This window comes from Aquimarina macrocephali (assembly GCF_051627225.1).
In the GTDB taxonomy this organism is placed as follows: domain Bacteria; phylum Bacteroidota; class Bacteroidia; order Flavobacteriales; family Flavobacteriaceae; genus Aquimarina; species Aquimarina macrocephali.
On sequence record NZ_CP151795.1, the window covers coordinates 4,131,865 to 4,151,115 of the forward strand.

15 protein-coding genes are annotated in these 19,251 nt (G+C 32.8%); 8 read left to right on the plus strand and 7 right to left on the minus strand.

Annotated features, from left to right (window positions below):
- Positions 1–20: 20 nt before the first annotated feature.
- On the minus strand, positions 21–650 hold the full coding sequence (locus AAFU52_RS18075; protein WP_024771118.1) for an NAD(P)H-dependent oxidoreductase: 630 nt from the start codon (positions 648–650) through the stop codon (positions 21–23).
- A 90-nt stretch (positions 651–740) separates the two neighbouring features.
- Here AAFU52_RS18075 and AAFU52_RS18080 point away from each other — a divergent pair, with 90 nt between their 5' ends.
- Positions 741–1,133, plus strand: coding sequence for an acyl-CoA thioesterase (locus tag AAFU52_RS18080; RefSeq protein ID WP_024771117.1), 393 nt, complete (start codon positions 741–743; stop codon positions 1,131–1,133).
- Positions 1,134–1,154: 21 nt separating this feature from the next.
- Here AAFU52_RS18080 and AAFU52_RS18085 read toward each other — a convergent pair whose 3' ends face one another.
- Complete coding sequence (locus AAFU52_RS18085; protein WP_024771116.1) at positions 1,155–1,625, minus strand: Lrp/AsnC family transcriptional regulator; 471 nt, start codon at positions 1,623–1,625, stop codon at positions 1,155–1,157.
- Between the two features lie 116 nt (positions 1,626–1,741).
- Between AAFU52_RS18085 and AAFU52_RS18090 the strand changes: the two genes are divergently transcribed.
- From AAFU52_RS18090 to AAFU52_RS18105, 4 genes are read left to right on the plus strand one after another with little or no spacing between them, the layout of a single operon-like run.
- Positions 1,742–2,752 carry a homoserine dehydrogenase gene (locus tag AAFU52_RS18090; protein ID WP_438422939.1) on the plus strand — a complete coding sequence of 337 codons (1,011 nt, stop codon included), beginning with the start codon at positions 1,742–1,744 and terminating at the stop codon, positions 2,750–2,752.
- Between the two features lie 3 nt (positions 2,753–2,755).
- Complete coding sequence (locus tag AAFU52_RS18095; RefSeq protein WP_206538799.1) at positions 2,756–4,198, plus strand: aldehyde dehydrogenase family protein; 1,443 nt, start codon at positions 2,756–2,758, stop codon at positions 4,196–4,198.
- A 13-nt stretch (positions 4,199–4,211) separates the two neighbouring features.
- On the plus strand, positions 4,212–6,029 hold the full coding sequence (locus AAFU52_RS18100) for a trans-sulfuration enzyme family protein (RefSeq protein ID WP_438422941.1): 1,818 nt from the start codon (positions 4,212–4,214) through the stop codon (positions 6,027–6,029).
- Between the two features lie 30 nt (positions 6,030–6,059).
- Positions 6,060–6,617, plus strand: a complete 558-nt coding sequence (locus AAFU52_RS18105; protein WP_438422942.1) for an OsmC family protein — start codon at positions 6,060–6,062, stop codon at positions 6,615–6,617.
- Between the two features lie 469 nt (positions 6,618–7,086).
- Here AAFU52_RS18105 and AAFU52_RS18110 read toward each other — a convergent pair whose 3' ends face one another.
- Entirely contained in the window at positions 7,087–8,331 is a 1,245-nt protein-coding gene (locus AAFU52_RS18110) for a S8 family serine peptidase (RefSeq protein WP_438422943.1), read from the minus strand.
- Between the two features lie 286 nt (positions 8,332–8,617).
- Positions 8,618–10,102: a Na+/H+ antiporter NhaC gene (nhaC, locus tag AAFU52_RS18115; protein WP_438422944.1), complete on the minus strand. Its 1,485-nt coding sequence runs from the start codon at positions 10,100–10,102 to the stop codon at positions 8,618–8,620.
- Between the two features lie 864 nt (positions 10,103–10,966).
- On the opposite strand from nhaC, the gene AAFU52_RS18120 reads away from it, so the two are divergent.
- Positions 10,967–11,599, plus strand: coding sequence for a CPBP family intramembrane glutamic endopeptidase (locus AAFU52_RS18120; protein WP_438422945.1), 633 nt, complete (start codon positions 10,967–10,969; stop codon positions 11,597–11,599).
- Position 11,600: 1 nt separating this feature from the next.
- Here the strand turns inward: AAFU52_RS18120 and AAFU52_RS18125 are convergent, their stop codons facing one another.
- The 3 genes from AAFU52_RS18125 to AAFU52_RS18135 are packed head-to-tail and all read right to left on the minus strand — an operon-like array spanning position 11,601 to position 13,482.
- Positions 11,601–12,170 carry a non-canonical purine NTP diphosphatase gene (locus AAFU52_RS18125; RefSeq protein WP_438422947.1) on the minus strand — a complete coding sequence of 190 codons (570 nt, stop codon included), beginning with the start codon at positions 12,168–12,170 and terminating at the stop codon, positions 11,601–11,603.
- A 39-nt stretch (positions 12,171–12,209) separates the two neighbouring features.
- The gene (locus AAFU52_RS18130) at positions 12,210–12,734 is read right to left on the minus strand and encodes a KdsC family phosphatase (protein WP_438422948.1); all 525 of its coding nucleotides are present in this window, start codon (positions 12,732–12,734) and stop codon (positions 12,210–12,212) included.
- Positions 12,718–13,482, minus strand: a complete 765-nt coding sequence (locus AAFU52_RS18135; RefSeq protein WP_438422949.1) for a Rossmann-like and DUF2520 domain-containing protein — start codon at positions 13,480–13,482, stop codon at positions 12,718–12,720. The genes AAFU52_RS18130 and AAFU52_RS18135 overlap by 17 nt, the downstream gene beginning before the upstream one ends.
- Before the next feature lie 300 nt (positions 13,483–13,782).
- Between AAFU52_RS18135 and AAFU52_RS18140 the strand changes: the two genes are divergently transcribed.
- Complete coding sequence (locus tag AAFU52_RS18140) at positions 13,783–15,111, plus strand: hypothetical protein (RefSeq protein ID WP_438422950.1); 1,329 nt, start codon at positions 13,783–13,785, stop codon at positions 15,109–15,111.
- Positions 15,112–15,349: 238 nt separating this feature from the next.
- Positions 15,350–18,535, plus strand: coding sequence for a cytochrome c biogenesis protein CcsA (gene ccsA / locus AAFU52_RS18145; protein WP_024771104.1), 3,186 nt, complete (start codon positions 15,350–15,352; stop codon positions 18,533–18,535).
- The last annotated feature ends 716 nt before the right edge of the window (positions 18,536–19,251 follow it).

Sequence of the window (19,251 nt, forward strand, 5' to 3'; positions counted from 1 at the left end):
AAAATTTAAGAAACCAAAATTTAGATAGTAATGATAGTATCTTTAATTGGGCGTCTTACTTTTTTGAACTCAGAAAACATATCATCTTCTGCTCTATACCCAATAGGTAGTACCAGTACTGATGTTAATCCTAAATCATTAAGATTAAGGACCTCATCATATTTTTCTGGTATAAAACCTTCCATAGGACAGGAATCTATTTTTTCGATAGCGCATACGGTAAGTATATTTCCCAAGGCCAAATATGCTTGTTTTGCTGCCCAATTGGATATCTCTTCAGGGGATTTATAAGTAAAAGAATCTACAAGATGCTCTTTAAAAGGTTTTAATATTTCTTCGGGAGTATCTCTTATCTCTTTTACATTATCAAAATATTTAGATATGTATTGTTCTCCTATTGTCTTTTCGATACAAAATACCAGCACGTGAGATGCATCGGCAACTTGCTGTTGGTTCCAGGAGTGTGGAGTAAGTTCTTTTTGCAGGTCTTTATTCTTAATTACCACTAATTTTAAGGGTTGCAAGCCATATGAAGTGGCAGTAAGGTTAAAAGCTTCTGTTAATATATCTATTTTTTCCTGAGAAAGGATTTTTTTATTATCGAATTTTTTGGTGGCATAACGCCAATGTAAACTTTCTATAATATTCATTCGAAGTTTTTTTAAGTATATGGCAAAGATAGTATGATAAGATTTACCTTTGACAGGTAAAATGATAAGAAAAAACTATATCACAATTGTATGAATGCTATAGAAGAATTGATTAATAAATCTGAAACAAGAATCTTTAAAGCTGTATTCCCTAATACTACCAATCATTACGAAACTTTATTTGGTGGTACAGCATTACAGCTTATGGATGAAGTGTCTTTTATATGTGCTACTCGTTTTAGCAGAAAGAAAGTAGTCACCATTTCTACAGATAAAATTGATTTTGGGAAACCAATACCCGAAGGAACCATTATAGAACTCGTAGCAAGAATTGCAGAAGTAGGAAGAACTAGTTGTTTGGTAAAAGTTGATATTTACAAAGAAGATATGTATAGCAATGATAGAGAACTTGCAGTTTCTGGGCACTTCAAGTTTGTTGCCATAGATAATAATAAAAATCCAATTCCTATAGTTAACAAGTAGTTCTTTGTGAATTAGCTGTTTTTAGTTTTCAGATTCGAAAATAGAAAGATTACATACACATTCATCATAAAAAATCATAGCCGTTTCTATATGGTCTATGTAACTAAAGTTTGCTAATTTATCAAGAATAAAAGATCTAAGATCATCAGAATCTTTTACTCCAATGTGGATCATAAAATCGGTATCACCGGCCATATGATAAAATTTAATAACTCCTTTAAGTGTTCGTATTCTTTTAATAAAAGAATTTATAATTTCTCTTTCATGCTTTTTTAAACGTATAGCGACTATTACTTGTACATTGATTCCTAATTTTTTTAAATTAAGATCAGCATTAAAAGCTTTAAAAAATCCTTCTCTTGTTAATCTTTTTAATCGCTCATGGCAGGTAGAGGGCGCAATATCTAGCTCTGCAGCTAACTCTTTATTTGAAAGCCGAGCATTATTTTGTAATAAGTTCAAAATCTGAATATCCTTCTGATCTAACTTCATATCTACTATCTATTTAGAATTTATTTCGGTTTTACTAAAATTTAATATGAATATAATTCATATAATTTGTAAATATAGTGAATTTTGTTCGTGAACTTATAAAATTAAATTCAAAAATGAATATAGGTATAATAGGATTGGGTACCGTAAGTAGAGGTTTTTTAGAAATTCTGGAGCAAAAAACAGATTGGATTTCTCAAAAATTTGGAAGTGATATCAAGGTAGTAGCTGTCAAAGATATTGCAAGAGGAAACATATATAATCCACAGGGGATAGATATTAGTGAGCTTTTAAAAAAACTTAATAATGGGGAAAAAATTAGTGATACTTCATTAAAAGATGGGGATTCTCTTTCTGAAATAGATAGTGTAGATCTTATTGTAGAGGCAACTTATAGTGATTATACAACAGGAGATCCTGCATATACTTTCATTAAAGACGCTCTTACTAATGGTAAACATGTGGTTACTACAAATAAAGGTCCGGTTGCATTGCATTATACAGAACTAAACAAGTTAGCAAATGATAATAAAGCGATGTTACGATATGAAGGTACAGTACTAAGTGGTACTCCTACATTTTCATTAATAGAAGAATGCCTTGCTGGAGATGATATCCTAAGTATACGAGGAATTCTCAATGGGACAAGTAATTATATACTATCAAAAATGTCCCAGGGAGACTCTTTTGAAAATGCATTAGGAGTTGCTCAAGAAAAGGGATATGCAGAAGCAGATCCTACTAATGATGTTAAGGGGTATGATGCAAGAGGAAAAGTAGCTATACTTTCTCATAAAGTCTTTGGTGTTGATCTGGGATTAGAAAATATACCTACTGTTGGTATTGATGCTATTTCTATAGAAGAACTGGATGCTGCTAAAAAGGAAGGAAAAAACATTCGTCTTATAGGGAGTCTAACAAAAACTGGTAAGACTATAAAAGCAAGAGTACAGCCAGAAGCTTTGGATAACGAAGATGCGCTATCAAATATAGGAGGTGTTACTAATGCGATAGAAGTCTCTACTGCATACTTAGGAAAACTTATGGTTACAGGACCTGGAGCTGGAAAACTTGAAACAGGCTATTCTGTATTCTCAGATGTATTATCAATAATTAAAAATAGTTGAGGTATGATAAGCACTTTAGACAAGATTGATTCCATGAAAATGTTAATTGGAGAAGATTGGGTAGAAAGTTCAACAAAATTATCGGTATTAAATCCTTATTCAGGAAAAGAGGTGTATTCTGTTTCCTGTGCTGATGCTGATCACATACAAAAAGCTTTGAAATCTGCAGAGTTAGGAAAAGAGATATCCAGAAATTTATCACCATATGATAGAAGTGAAATTATAGCCAGGGTAGTTGTTTTCTTAAAAGAAAGAAAAGAAGAGTTTACCCAAACTATAGTAAACGAGGGAGTTAAAACTAAAATTGAGGCGGCTAAAGAAGTGGATAGATGTATCAATACATTAACCCTTTGTAGTGAAGAAGCTAAAAGGCTTACGGGAGAAACTGTGCCTTTTAATGCATTCGCTGGTGCTGCTTCCCGAACAGGTTATTATGTATATGATCCAATAGGTATCATTACAGCAATCACACCATTTAATGACCCTCTTAATTTGGTGGCACATAAATTAGGCCCTGCAATAGCCTCTGGTAATGCAGTTATACTTAAACCTTCAGATTTCACTCCTATTTCTGCAATAAAACTAGGTGAGTTATTCCTAGAAGCTGGTTTACCTTATCATATTCTAAATATCATAACCGGGCCGGTAAGTAATTTTGGAAATGCATTAATTACAGACTCGCGTGTTAATATGGTAAGTTTTACTGGGGGAACAAAATCCGGAGAGGCAATCATAAAAGCTGCAGGAATTAAAAAAGTGGCAATGGAACTTGGTTCAAGCTCTCCGGTAATAGTCATGGATGATGTTGATATAGATGCTGTCGCAGAAAACTGTGTAGGAGGTATGGTATGGGCTGCAGGCCAAAACTGTGTGGGCGTAAAACGTATGTATGTTCATGATACGATCTACGATGCGTTCAAGAAAAAAGTGGTTACTCTTTCTAAATCAATACAACTTGGAGATCCTAATGATGCTAATACCGACATGGGACCTATTATTACTCAAGATGCAATTGATGTTATAGAGCATTCGATTTCTGATTTAGAAAAATCTGGTTACGAAGTTTTATGTGGAGGAAACCGGGTAGGCAATGCTTTTGAAGCAACGCTTATAGAAGGAAATCATGATCACCCATTAAATGGTAAACAAGAAATCTTTGGGCCAGTAGCAACAATTTCCAGAATTAGTTCATTAGAAGAAGGTATCAACGCAAGTAATGATTCTCCTTACGGATTGCATGCAGGGATTTTTACAAATTCAATCGAAGCCGCATTTAAAGCGGTTAACGAATTACAGTGTGGTGGGGTTATGGTTAATGATTCTTCAGATTACCGAATAGATATGATGCCTTTTGGCGGAATTAAACAAAGTGGTATTGGCCGGGAAGGAGTAAAATCTGCTATACGGGAAATGACCACAACTAAAATCGCATGTTTTAACCTTTAAATAAATTATAGATATGAATAGTATAGAAAACGTAGAGATGTTATCAGACGAAGCTATAGCAAAAAATGAAAACATAGATATAGCTAAAGTATTATCACCTAGAAGAAAATCTACAGCAAGTACAACTATAGAAGAGTTGGCAATCGAACAGTTAGAACATTTTCAAATAGATGTTGATAGTGCATATGGAGAAGCCCTGAAAGGTGCTGCTATGGATATTTACAATGCACAATCAGATATTTCTAAATTACAGGAAATAACAAATAATACCATTGCAAAATTAGATCAGGGAGAAAAAGTAGCATATTTTAATGCTAAGCGTTTTTTATCTTTCCAAATAGCAAAAGTATTAGAAACATTACAAAGTCCATTAAGTAAAACTTATCAGTCTTTAGGGCAATCAGATGAGTCTTTACAAGCCAAAGGACCTCATCCTTTGTTTAATAATATTGCAGCTTTATTTTCTGCGACTCCAGTGATTGCACGTACTTCTACATATGATTACTCTTGTACAGAATGGGTTGACGATGCTTTTAATGGTAAAGAATCGATACATCATATATACTCCAGATTATTAAACCCTACTTCTATGGCTCTGGCTACCCATATGGTACATATAGAAGCAGGTAAATATGCAGATGAGTATACCGCATGGAATTTTAATAGTGGTATGGCTGCTGTAGATGCGCTATTGAGTAATGTATTAAATCATAAAGATGTTCTTATACTTTCTAGAAATATCTATGGAGGAGTTTACCAGTTAATCGAAGATTTTTTTGCTAAAAAGAATAAGTTCGCGATTAATGTAGTTTGGTTTGATGGATATTCTATAGAAGATTTTAAACCAGTATTAGAAAAAGCCAAAGAAGATTACCAGGATATACTCTCTTCTGGTAATAAATTACATGTGTATATGGAGTCTCCATGTAATCCTCATGGTTATATGCTGGATGTGCCTGCTATTTGTAAATTTTCTAAGCAAAACGGAGCAACAGTAATGCTGGATGCTACGGTAGCAACACCATTCCTGATCAAACCACTACAACATGAAGATGAAGAGTGTAGACCAGATTTCTTATTTCATAGTTATACCAAAGATATTACTGGATCTGGTAATGCAATAGCGGGAGGTATTATAGGTAAAAATAACTTAATGTTCTTACCTAAAGGGGATGAAGTAGATGGTATAAAATGGGATGAAACTTTATTCTGGAATGTATACTACATCAAGGGTGCTTTCTTAAATTCTGATACTGCATTCGAGGTGTTATCGGGTATGAAAACACTAAGTATGAGAATGGCTCAAAAATGCGTAAATACTTTGGTGCTGGCTAAGTTTTTTGACTCTAATCCTGGTATAACAGTACACTGCAATGGATTAGAAAATAATCATAATCATGAGATTATGAAGAAGATTAGTAAGTATCAATTAGCTTCGCCTTTATTTACTATTGATTTTGAAAAAGCAAAAGTATCGGATAAGGCATTTAAAATGTTCTTTGATACTTTGGCTCCTGCATTTGGTCTTCAGGTAAGTTTAGGACAGATTAACACTACACTTTTATGTCCTGCATTTACATCTCACTCAGAGTTAAATAAAGAAGCATTACTAGAAGCAGGTATTCACAAAACTACAATGAGAGTATCTGTTGGTAATGAGAATCCAAAAGAATTGATACAACACTTTATGCAATCTGTAAAACTAATGATAGATCCAGAAAAACCAGGATTCTCTAGTTCTTTCTTATCTAAAGGTGAAGTAGATAAATTATATGCAGATACATATATGGAAGTACAACAACAGTTAATAGATCACGGATACTTAAATTAAATACATTAACAATTTAAAACTTTAAACATTATGATTAACGGAATTAATTTAGAGGCTTTAGGAGCTTACAAAAATACAGTTGAGCAGGATCCTAAGAATGGAATGTATTCTGGTGGTATTAAAGCAACCTGGTTAGGTGGTACAAAAGTAGGGGTTGAAACCAATGCATTACAGCTTGGAGATGAGAAAATACCTCACAGTTTTTCTTTTGTTATTGATGAGCCAGAACAATTATTAGGAGAGCATTCTTCTCCAACACCTCAGGATTATTTATTAGGTGGACTTTCTGGCTGTATGATGGTAACTTTTGTTGCTATGGCTTCAATAAAGGGAATCGAATTAGAAGGAGTTTCTTTAGAAATAAAATCAACTTTGGATTTACAAGGATTTCTGGGTATAAACGAAACTTCTCCTGTGGGATATGATGCGGTAGAATATTGTTTTACTGTTGAAGGAAACGGTACAGAGCAAGATTTTAAAGAAATTGCTGATCAGGTTATCCAATTTTCACCAAACTATGCTACGGTATCAAATAAAGTGAAAATGATTTCTAGCTTGGTAGTTAATCCTACTATGGTAAAAAACTAGTTAGTTTAGTTTGAATTACCGTTTGGCGGTAAAAAGGAAAGGCTGTATGATATTTTTCATGCAGCCTTTTAACATATATGATGTTTAACTACAAGATAAGAGATCCATATTTCAATATGGGTTATTGATAATCAGTAACCTGCATGTGGCTTCGTTGTTTTTTGTTATTTCAGTCCATCGACTTAACTTACTCAGATAAACTAAAGGCTGGAATTGTTTTATTAATGAATAGATTTTATTCTTCAACGGAATGACAAATCAACGCATTTTTATATTACGTAAATTTTTGTCATGCATAAAGATATGAGCAGTAAATTGAAAGATGAATTTATAAAGTTTCTCATTGTACTGTGTATAGTGATAAAAAAGGCTGTTTAACATGTTAAACAGCCTTTTACAGAATACACAAACAACTAAGTTTGCTTATTTACAACTAATTAATTTCTAAGAATATATCATTAGAATGATTTTATTTTTTTGCAACTGCTATAGAAGCTGTATGTCCTCCTTTAGTAACATCACCATCACTATAAATCTTACCATCATTTATAAGTAATATACCTGCCAAATGAGGAGAAGCCATTGAAGTACCAGATTTTTGTGCAAATTCATTACCACCTATACCACAAGACCAGATTCCTGTTCCGGGAGCCCATGCATGTACATTATCTCCGTAGCTAGAACCACTTGCAGCAGCATCTGTATTGGTCATGTTTCCAACTACCCAGCATCCTTCGATATATGCTCTTTGTGGTGAGTAATATTGTACATCATCATTATTATTACCCGCGGCCATAGCTCCAAAAGTAACTTTGGCTAAATTCTTAAAAGCAGTTTCGTAAGCTGTACTAGTAGTCCTTTTTTTAAATCCAATACTATAGTTCCATACATCACCATAACTCGCATTATTAGCAACATAATTGATTCCTGCAATAATTTGTGCCTGTGTTCCACCTCCACCATCACTTAATACTTTTACAGCAACAATTGTAGCCCCAGGAGCAACTCCAACAATACCATCTCCATTGTGCATTGCACCAATGGTTCCTGCCACGTGAGTACCATGCCCATTTCTGTCTCCCCAATTGTTGTCTACAAAAGTGGTACTACGGTTATAATCGATGTTAAGATCAGGGTGTGCATACACACCGCTATCCAGAATCCAAGCCGTTTTTCCGGTAGAGTAGGTGTATCCTCCAACTCTTGCAACTCCCCAGTCTACATAATCTCCTCCGGTTTCAAAATAACCAGTGGTAGCTGCAGCCTTATTAGAGTCTTTTCCTGTTGTTACAGTAGGCATTACTCCTTGTTCTACAGTAACGTCTAACTTCTCAATGTAATTAGGTTCTACAGCAAGAATGTCAGGATCATTTTTAAGTAACTCAGCTTCTTTTGTAGAAATATCGTCAACGTTAAATCCTTGTATCGCAGTTTCGTAAACAAATTTCATTTTTTTTGAAGAAATTTTGTACTTCGATAAGATACCAGATGCTTTTTGAGTTACTTTTTGTTTGTTCTTTTTTAATTTTTCATCCTCTTTAAAAACAATAATATAGCTATTAGGAACTGCTTGAGCAGCGCTAATATCTGTAGAAGGAATTTCTGTTGATAGTTCTTCAGAAACTTCTTCTTTAGAACAAGAATTTAAAAAAATTGCGATTCCAAACATGATTAGAACCATTTTAATGCGAATAATTTTTTGAATTGTTTTCATAATATTAAGTTTATGTTAAGGTTTCAAAAATCTATAAATACATGTATTTGACAATCGTATTCTTAACTTTTTTGTTAAAAACTGAAAAAAATTCTAAAAAAGAAGGTTTTTTGATGCTGTATTCGAATTTTATTAGTGTCTCGTAAGTAAGTAGAGAGGAGTAATGAGTTGTTTAATAGGTTATTACTGTTTTCCTTATTTCGAATAAGTATACTTTTAAAACATTCGGGAATAAAAAAAAGCACATTGATCTCAATGTGCTTTTACTTTATATTTTGTTTGCAGGTTAGTTTTGAGCTAATTGTTTTATTTTAATTCTGAAAGCAGCAAAAAGTAATGTCATAAATGGACTAAGCCAGTTAAAAATAGCAAAAAAGAAATAATCTACTACAGGTACACCAAGTACTCCACTTTGATATGCTCCACAAGTGTTCCAGGGAATTAAAACAGAAGTAACAGTTCCCGAATCCTCTAGAGTACGACTAAGGTTTTCTGGAGCCAGTCCTTTATCTTCGTATGCTTTGGCATACATTCTTCCCGGTACAACAATTGCTAAATATTGGTCAGAAGCAGTTATATTTAATGCAAGGCAACTTACTACTGTGCTGGCAAAAAGCCCAAATACAGAATCAAATAAATTCAATAAGGCTTTACTAATTCTGGCTAACGCTCCAATAGCATCCATCACACCACCAAATACCATAGCGCATAATATTAGCCAAATGGTATTTAGCATTCCAAACATTCCTTTAGAAGTAAAGAGTTTAGTAAGGTCTTCATTGGATGTCTGTACTGATGTTTTTGTTGTCATTGCATTCATCACTCCTTTATATGCAGAATTGAATGTGAATTCGTCACTTCCGGCAACGGTCGTTACAATTTCTGGCTGAGCAATAATTGCTGCTATAGCCCCAAGCAATGTACCTATAAATAAGGCAACTACAGGAGGTGTTTTTTTAATAATTAGACCGATTATCAAAACAGGAACAATAAATAACCAGGGAGAAATATTAAAAGCACTATCAATAGCATTTAACTGCTCACTAATTTCTGGAGTTCCAGATGTATCAATTGTAAATCCTATAACAATAAAAACTAGTAGCGTGATTACTATAGTTGGTATAGTTGTATACGCCATATATTTTATATGAGAAAATAATTCTCCACCGGCCATTGCCGGGGCCAAATTAGTGGTGTCGGATAGGGGAGACATTTTATCTCCAAAATAAGCTCCAGATATTACAGCACCTGCTGTCATTCCGAGAGAGATTCCTAAGGTATCACCAATACCGATAAGTGCAATACCTACAGTTGCAGAAGTAGTCCAGGAGCTACCCGTTGCGATAGATATAATGGCGCAAATAATCACACAGGCAGCCAGAAATATGGTTGGATTAAGGATTTGTAAACCATAATAAATCATTGTAGGGATAATACCGCTAATCAACCAGGTTCCTGCTAATGATCCTACTAATAATAGTATAATTAGTGCACTAGAGGTCGATTTTATATTTTTGGCAACCTCTTCCATCATTTGCTTATAGGATACCTTATTATAGAATCCTACTATAGCAGCTACTGCAGCTCCCATGAGCAGAACAAATTGATTACTTCCATCAATTGCCTCATTTCCATAAACATAGTAGACATTAAAGAATAACATGATAACCAATGCTATAATTGGGATTAATGCTTCCCAGATGTTTAATTCTTTATTTTCAATGATATCTTCGTTTTGGGGATCAGTAGGTGTGATGTTTTGACTTTCCATATGCTAAATTCGAAATTTTATGGATGTAATGTTACGATATTAATAAAAGCTATGCAACGTCTACATTGAGTTTAATTACTTTTAAACCTAAATAAAAAAGATGTAAAAGGATAGAATGTTGATTTATAATAACGAAAACATTCTTTAATCGGATTTTTGTGCTTTTTGTCGATATTATTAATCTTATTACATAGCTATTTTATGATAAATTTTGTGATATGTTCTATTTTTGGAGTACGAAAGAAGAAGAGTAAGAGAAAAATTGGAATTTTTTGATTGTTTTGTGACTTTTTTTGTCCCAGTAAAATAATTCTGAGTAATTATTTTAACCACTAAACCTAATAAGCCTCATACCCAGAGGCTTTTTGCTTTTTATATATGTATGTATAAAATATAGTATGAACAATAATCGGTCATACCGGTATACATTATCTCTCTGATTTTTTAACTTTTATTCTAATAGAGATACGATATTTTGTGAGTTGATTATAACCTAATCATAATTAAATGTTAAACAAATATTGTTTTTTATCTATGATTATTGCATTTTATCGATAATTGATTGTTTTTTATATTGCCTTTTTGTAAGATTTTAGTGATAACAACATACTTTTGATGTATACAAATAAAGAAACATAAAGAAATTAAAATATTGATTAGCCCATTGAACTAGAATTAGTCTTTTTTACCCCAAATTTATTTCGCCCCAAGCCCTAATAAGCCTCATACCCCAGAGGCTTTTTTTATTATTATAGATATACCACAACATATTATTATAGCTAAATATTCATTATTCTTGTCTCAATAGGGGTTTGGTAGTGTAAGTTTCATTTTTTATACTGAAATTAGTCAAAAACTAATTGGATGGAAACTAATATGTATAAAGGCTTAGAGTTATTTTGTTTTTTTATACTACTGCCGGTAAGTTTTTTATTAGATTCTCACTTTCTTTTTAAAGTTATACCTACTGTTTTGGGGTTTGCTTATATTTTAATTCTTCTTAAAAAGAAAGGTCTGTTGAGATTGAAATTTCCTGTTAAAGAATATTGGAAACCTTTTTGGAGGGAGATCATTGTTAAGTTTAGCATTATAGTTATAGTAACTGGAGTATATGTCTTTTTAATAGCTCCGGATAAGTTGTTTTCTGTGCTGATAAAAAGACCGGGGTTATGGATAATTATTCTTTTTGTGTATACATTTTTGTCTGTTTGGCCACAGGAAGTTATATATAGAACTTTTTTTTATGAGCGTTATGAGGGACTAATTAATAATAAGTGGTTATTTATTTTTATAAACGCAATCCTTTTTTCTTTAGCCCATCTTTTTTTGGGTAGTTTTTTAGTACAAGTATTAACTTTTGTAGGTGGTTTATTATTTGCCTATACCTATCAAAAAACAAAATCGACTACCTTGGTTTCTATAGAACATGCGATTTATGGTAATTGGTTATTCACTGTTGGTATGGGAGAAATGTTGGCCTTTCCTGGTTCAGGATAAATCACAAAAAATACTCTATAAGCTGTCGTACTGCCTTTCCACGATGACCAATCTTGTTTTTTTCTGATAAAGAAAGTTCGGCAAATGTTTCAAGATACCCATCTGGTAAAAAAACAGAATCATATCCAAAACCTCCTTTACCTCTCTTATCTTCGGTAATAGAACCAGAACATACTCCTGTAAATGTTTTTAATTCTCCATTTAACACCAGAGCGATCACAGTTTTAAATTGCGCTTTGCGATTTTCTTTTTCTTTTAGTTCTTTTAAAAGTTTATCCATATTAGCATTCGAATCTTTGGCTTCGCCGGCATACCTCGCCGAGTATACCCCGGGAGCACCATGCAACGATTCGACTTCAAGACCCGTATCATCGGCAAAGCAATCAAACCCATAATGCTCTTTGATATAATTTACCTTTTGTAGTGCATTACCTTCTATAGTAGAAGAAGTTTCAGGAATGTCTTCTATACAACCTATATCACTAAGTCCTACTATTTGAATAGCAGAAGGCATTAAAGCCTGTACTTCTTTTATTTTATTAAGATTGTTGGTAGCAAATACGATCTTCATTTAAATAAGTAGTTTTTAGTTTTTGAAAAAATGATATTGTTATGCTTTTGCATCAAAATCTAATACCCATTTCTCCTGAACTTTGAGTACTTGTTCAATAACATCTCTTACACATCCTTTGCCTCCTTTTTTATAGGATACATATTTAGAGGCTTCTTTTACTTCTGCAACTGCATCCTGAGGGCAAGTTGGTAATCCTACCATTTTCATGACCGGCAAATCGGGAATATCATCTCCCATGTATAATACATTTTTAATATTGATATTATTTGTATCGAGATATTCGTTTAATTGTTCTACTTTTTGATGTGCTCCAAGATATATATCGGTTATTCCTAACCCTTTTAAGCGTTGGCGAACACCTTCATTTGTACCTCCAGAAATAATACAAATATTAAAACCCTGTTGTATTGCAGTTTTCAAAGCGTATCCATCTTTAATGTTCATTGTTCTTAGTAATTGGCCATCTGTATTGATAATAACAGTGCCATCGGTAAGTACACCATCTACATCAAAAATAAAGGTGGTAACGTGCTGCAGGTATTCTTTATAACTTTTTTCCATATTTAGATTGAATTGCTTTGGTAAGGGTTTTATATAGTTCTTGTTGTGTAGTATCTGTTAAAATTTTTAAATGCCGATTTATAGTTTTAGAATCATTACGTATCCCAGGCCCTGTTTGGGCCAGGTCAGGATTCATTTTTGTAATTTTTTGGGCGGTTTCCAGAATCAAAGGATGCAAAATTTCAAAAGGGACATCATGTTCATTACAAATATCGTTTGCTGTTGAAAACAAATAATTAGTGAAATTATTTACGAATACAGCAGAAACATGAAGCACATTACGTTGTTCTGAAGAAACTTCATATACTTTTTTAGAAAGAGTAGAACTTAGTTTTTTTAATAAGGTAAGATCTGTTTCATTTTCAGCTTCCAAACAAAAAGGAATAGTGGTGAAATCAACGGCTTTATCTCTACTAAATGTTTGTAATGGGTAAAAAACACCTCTTTTATTCGTATCTGTAAGGACATTCATAGGAACACTGCCAGAGGTATGAACGATAAGTTTATTCGTAAATGGTAATAGATTAGAAACTTCCTCAATAGCATCATCGCTTACTGCCAAAATATAAATATCAGCTTCTTTTAGTGAGCTAAAACCTTGTGTAATAGTATCTTCTCTCTGATCAGGATGTAAGGACAATCCTTTACGATTATAACACTGCACAACCTCTACCGATTTTTGATTGTAAAAAGCAGTATACAAGTGTTTGGCCACATTACCGGCACCAAGAATTATAACTCTAATCATTTGGCTAAAATAAGGAAGTTCCCTTAAAAAGCAGAGCAATACATTTTTTCATTTTTATTTTAAACAAGTTCTAAGATAAAAGGGAGTGCTTAGGTTAATTCAGAATAAAATATTGCAACCATAATGCTCACCAAAATTAATCCTGATTTAAAAAAAAGCAAAATTTTGTAACCTTTTTCAAACCCATTTATCTAAGGTTTACAATAGACCCTCATTTAGTTTATACAAATAGAAGGACTCTTAAAAATCAATAGTAAATCAACAATTAAAACTTTTACATAACTCATAAAAATGACCGCTATGAAACTAAGAAAAACAATATTCTTTCTGATGCTATTTGGCATTAGTACAATTTTTATTCAATGTAAGGATGATGATTTGATTCCGATACCAGATGAACTGGTAATATCACCTCCGATTGAACTTAATTTAGATCCTGCTTTGGTCGCTCAAGGAAAAGAAGTATTTAGACACGATACTTTTGGAAGCGAAGCACAATGGACAGATTTATTAGAGTTGGATAAAGCTATTTTGGGAGAATCAAATGGTGGATTTGGACCTGGCCTTGATCCAGCTACAGCTTTAGCAATAGGGCTTAAAGTAGATGCCGAAGTATTACCACAAGCTGTGGTAGATGGTATTACAGATGGAAGTATTGATTTAACCGATCCAATGACCACAGTAGCTTTATTAGATTTGGATGCTGTTGTTGGTGTAAAAGGGAGCTTTAATGAAAATAAAAAATTAATGTCCGTTGGGATCACATGTGCCTTATGTCATTCTACAGTTGATGATTCATTTACTTCAGGAATAGGAAATAGAAAAGATGGTTGGGCAAATACCGATCTTAATGTGGGAGCTATTTTGGGATTTGTTAAAAATGCTGCTCTCGCTGATATTCTAAGTGTTGATGTCGAGACTTTTAATAGTGTTGTTAATGCATGGGGCCCAGGAAGGTTTGCACCTACATTATTAATGGACGGAAAAGTAACTAAACCGAATGGAGAACTGGCAACATTGGTGATACCACCAGCCTATGGATTACAAGGGATAACACATGAAACATATACCGGTTGGGGCGAAGTATCTTATTGGAATAGGTTTATTGGTGTTTTGGTCATGGGAGGACAAGGAAATTTTTCTGATCAGAGGTTAAATGATCCTGATAAATTTCCACTTGCGGTAGAAAGAGGATTGTTTGATGTTAGTGCTCCTGTAGATATGGTAGATTCGAAACTAGAAGGTTTACGAGTATATCAATTATCAATCTTAGCCCCAAATCCAGATCCGGATAGTTATGATGAGACTTCGGCAATTCGGGGTAAAATATTGTTTGATGGCAAAGCAAATTGTACTTCTTGCCATTCGGGGCGCGCTTTTGCAGATAATATATTGCATACTCCAGAAGAAATCGGGATCGATGACTTTGAAGCAAAGAGATCTCCGACAGAAATGTATAGAACACCTCCGTTAAGAGGAATATTTGTTAAATCTGAAGGCAATGGTTTCTTTCATGACGGACGATTTACTACTCTTAATGATGTGGTTATGCATTATAATGATCATTTTGCTTTGGAGTTAACAAATCAGGAACAAGATGATCTGGTCGAATATCTAAAAGCACTATAGAAGAAAAAAAGGCCAAATTCTATATTTATAATGGGTTTTGGCCTTACTTTTTTTGATATTTTTTTTCATAAGTAGTTAGAATTATAAGTATATCTAATGCGATATGTTTTTGCGAAAAACGAAAAAGTAATATCACTTATACTTATACTTCTGTTAAAACCATAAAATCAAAAGGCGATCATGGTATATTATCCTGCCAAAAATAGTAAATTTGCCCAGCAAAAAAAGAAAGGTTACTATGCAAGATAAGCTAGCGAGTATTTTGTTCTCCACACGATTAATGGCAGTTTTATTTATTGTTTTTGCGTTTTCTATGGGAGTAGGAACGTTTTTAGAAGATGCACATGGAACTACAGCCGCTAGAATTTGGGTGTATAACACATGGTGGTTTGAGGCTATAATGGTGTTTTTCGTTATTAATTTCTGTGGAAATATTGTACGTTACAAATTATATAAGAAAGGTAAATGGGCAACATTACTACTCCATTTATCTTTTATTTTAATTATCATAGGAGCTTTTGTTACCCGATATATAAGCTATGAAGGAGTTATGCCTATTAGAGAAGGTGAAACTACATCCACTTTTCTTTCTGAAAAAACATACTTATCCGTTTTTTTGGATGGAGAAATTAATGGAGAACCTCGCAGACGTATAATTGCGGAAGCCTTAGAACTAGCCGAAGCGACCAATAATGATTTTACGATTAATACAGATTATAATAAGCAACCCGTTACGATAACATATCAAAACTATATCCAGGGAGCAGAGATGGGATTAGTTGAGACAGAAGATGGAGAAAACTATCTTAAAGTAGTAGAAGCAGGAGATGGTAATCGTCATGATCATTTTTTAAGAGAAGGAGAGGTTTCTAATATTCATAATATATTGGTTAGTTTTAATAAGCCAACCAAAGGAGCAATAAATATCACATATAAAAATGATGATTACTTTATAGAATCTCCTTTTGATGGATCATTTATGAGAATGGCAGATCAGATGCAAGGATTAGTATTTAAGGACAGTCTTCAGCCTTTGATGCTTAGATCTCTATATCAAACTGCCGGAATGCAATTTGTAATCCCCGATCCTGTAATTACCGGTAAATATGATGTAGTTCCTATAGAAGTTAAAGGTAAAGGACAAGAAGATGCTTTGGTAATAAATGTTTCTACTAATGGAGAAACCAAAGAAGTTAAATTATTGGGAGGAAAAGGATATAATAATGACATGAGCAAAATCTCATTAGGAGGTTTGGATATGTATTTTAGTTATGGTTCTAAACAAATGGAATTACCTTTTGCATTAAAATTGAATGACTTTATAGCCGAAAAATTCCCTGGTACAGAGAGTGTTTATAAATCTTTTAAGAGTAAAGTTGATATTGTAGAAGGAAATTCTTCTCGCCCGTATGATATTTATATGAATCATGTACTAGATCATAAAGGGTATCGGTTTTTTCAAGCTTCTTTTGATCAGGATGAAAAAGGAACTGTACTTTCTGTAAATCATGATCGTTGGGGTACATGGATTACCTACATAGGCTATATGTTGTTATACTTAGGATTAATGCTAATTCTTTTTACTAAAGGATCACGTTTTAAGGAAATAGAATATAAATTGAGTAAAGTGAAGAAAAAGAAAAAAGCATTAACCATATTTTTGGCATTAATAATATCTACTTTTTCTTTCGCACAAGATCAATCTCAACCTGATCATACAAATCATTTACCATCGTTGCCTAGCAAAGCACAATTGGATTCGGTTATTTTGGCTAATGTTGTTCCTGCTGTTCATGCGGCTAAATTTGGTAGTATTGTGATTCAGGATGAAAGAGGAAGAATGAAACCTGTAAATACATTTTCTTCAGAATTATTACGTAAACTTAGCAAAAAGGATACTTATGAAGGATTAAATGCAGATCAGGTCTTTGTGTCTATGGTAGAGAATCCATTTATCTGGTATAGTATTCCGATTATAGAAATCCAAAAAGAAAATGATAGTATACGTAAAATATTAGGAGTTCCAAAAACTGAAAGAAGAGTATCTTTAATAGATCTTGTAGAACCAGATGGGTCTTATAAATTAACTCCTTATTTAGAAAAAGCTAGTAGTACCAATACGCCTAGTAGTTTTGAAAAAGATTTCCTTAAGACTCACGAGAAATTTTATTTACTAAATCAGGCTTTAGGAGGAGGAATTTTAAGAATTTTTCCAGTTCCAGGTGATGAAGGTAACAAATGGGTTTCTGTTCCCGAATTAAATGAATTTAAATTTACTGGGATGGATTCTGTATATACTAAACAGATTATTCCGATTTATCGCCAGTCTTTACGAGAAGCCAGAAAAACAGGAGATTATAGTAAGCCAGATCAATATATATCAAGTATTAAAAGCTTTCAGAAAAAATTTGGGAGTGAAGTATTGCCAACTGATGAAAAAATCAAAGCAGAAATTGCATTGAATAAATATGATGTTTTTAGAACATTATATAAATACTACGGGGTGATAGGTTTACTGCTAATGATTTTTGTAATTGTAAGAATATTTAAAGATTATAAAATTGTTAGAGGATTAATTAATGGTTCGATAGGGATCGTTATTCTTCTTTTTATTCTGCATACGGCAGGATTGATTATACGCTGGTATGTTTCTGGGCATGCTCCATGGAGTGATGCATACGAATCTATGATTTATGTGGGCTGGATGACTCTGGCAATAGGCCTTGCTTTTGGTAAAAGAAGTAATCTAACTATTGCAGCTACAACCTTTGTTGCTGCGATCATCTTGTTTTTTGCGCATGAAAACTGGACAGATCCAGCTATCGCAAACTTACAACCTGTATTAGATTCATATTGGGTATTGATTCATGTATCTATTATCGTAGGTAGCTATGGTCCATTCTTTGTAGGAGCAATTTTAGGAATTCTATCGTTGTTATTAATGATATTGACAACAGAATCGAATAAGAAACGAATGGATCTTAATATTAAAGAGATAACTATTATCAATGAGATGGCTCTTACTATTGGATTAGTGATGCTTACTATAGGTAATTTTCTGGGCGGAATGTGGGCCAATGAGAGTTGGGGACGTTACTGGGGTTGGGACCCAAAAGAAACTTGGGCTTTGATAAGTATTATGGTATATGCTTTTATAATTCATATGAGATTAGTTCCAGGATTACGAGGAAGATGGTGGTTTAATCTGGCTTCTGTTATTGCTGTCTATAGTATTCTAATGACATATTTTGGAGTTAATTTTTACCTAAAAGGATTACATTCGTATGCTAGTGGGGATAAGGTGATTACCCCTAATGCCGTCTACTATTCTGTTGCTTTCTTAGCTGTCTTTGGAGCTGTTTCATATTGGAGAAACAAGGTGCACTATAAGAAAACTAAAAAAATAATTTCTACAGAAAAATAATTATAATCTTTATTTCTAAAATCTCCAAAATTCATTTCTATGATATTTTGATAATCATCTTGTGGTTTTCTTAAAAGATAGAGCTACATGTTTTTTGCGATTATTAAAAATAATTTTAAGAAGAACTGTACTGTAAAACTCACTGTATACTGCAGTTTTTATGTTTTATTTAAGACCATCTTAAAAAAAATAAAAAAATATATTCCTCAGTCCCGAAAAATGGGACTCAATACTCGTATTCTTGTACTGTAATAAATAATAAAGAGTAATACTTAGTTTAACGAAAGCTAATTTTAAAGAAAATTATAAATTTTACGAAGTAGCAAATTAAGAGCTTCTTTGTTTAGTATTAAACTTTGAGATTGTAGTATCTAAAACTAGTGTAATAACTCTTTAACTAATGAAAATAAACTTTAGATAAAGTAGAGTTTTTATTTAGTGATTTTAGATTATTATTAATAAATAAATTTAAATAAAGTTTTTAAGAGATGAAGTTTTTTTTAAGTATTTAGTGTTCAATTGTTTTACTCTTTTTTACTTAAAAATACCAATCCTGTTAAAGATAAGTTAACCATAAATTGTTTTATTTTGATTTGAAAAAATAGTATGTTTGCCCGAGCAATGAGATTAATATAAAACCCCATTAATTTTAGTGCTAGTCCTACAGATAATTTCATAAATATTAAAAAAAGTATTACTTAATATGAAGCGTTTAA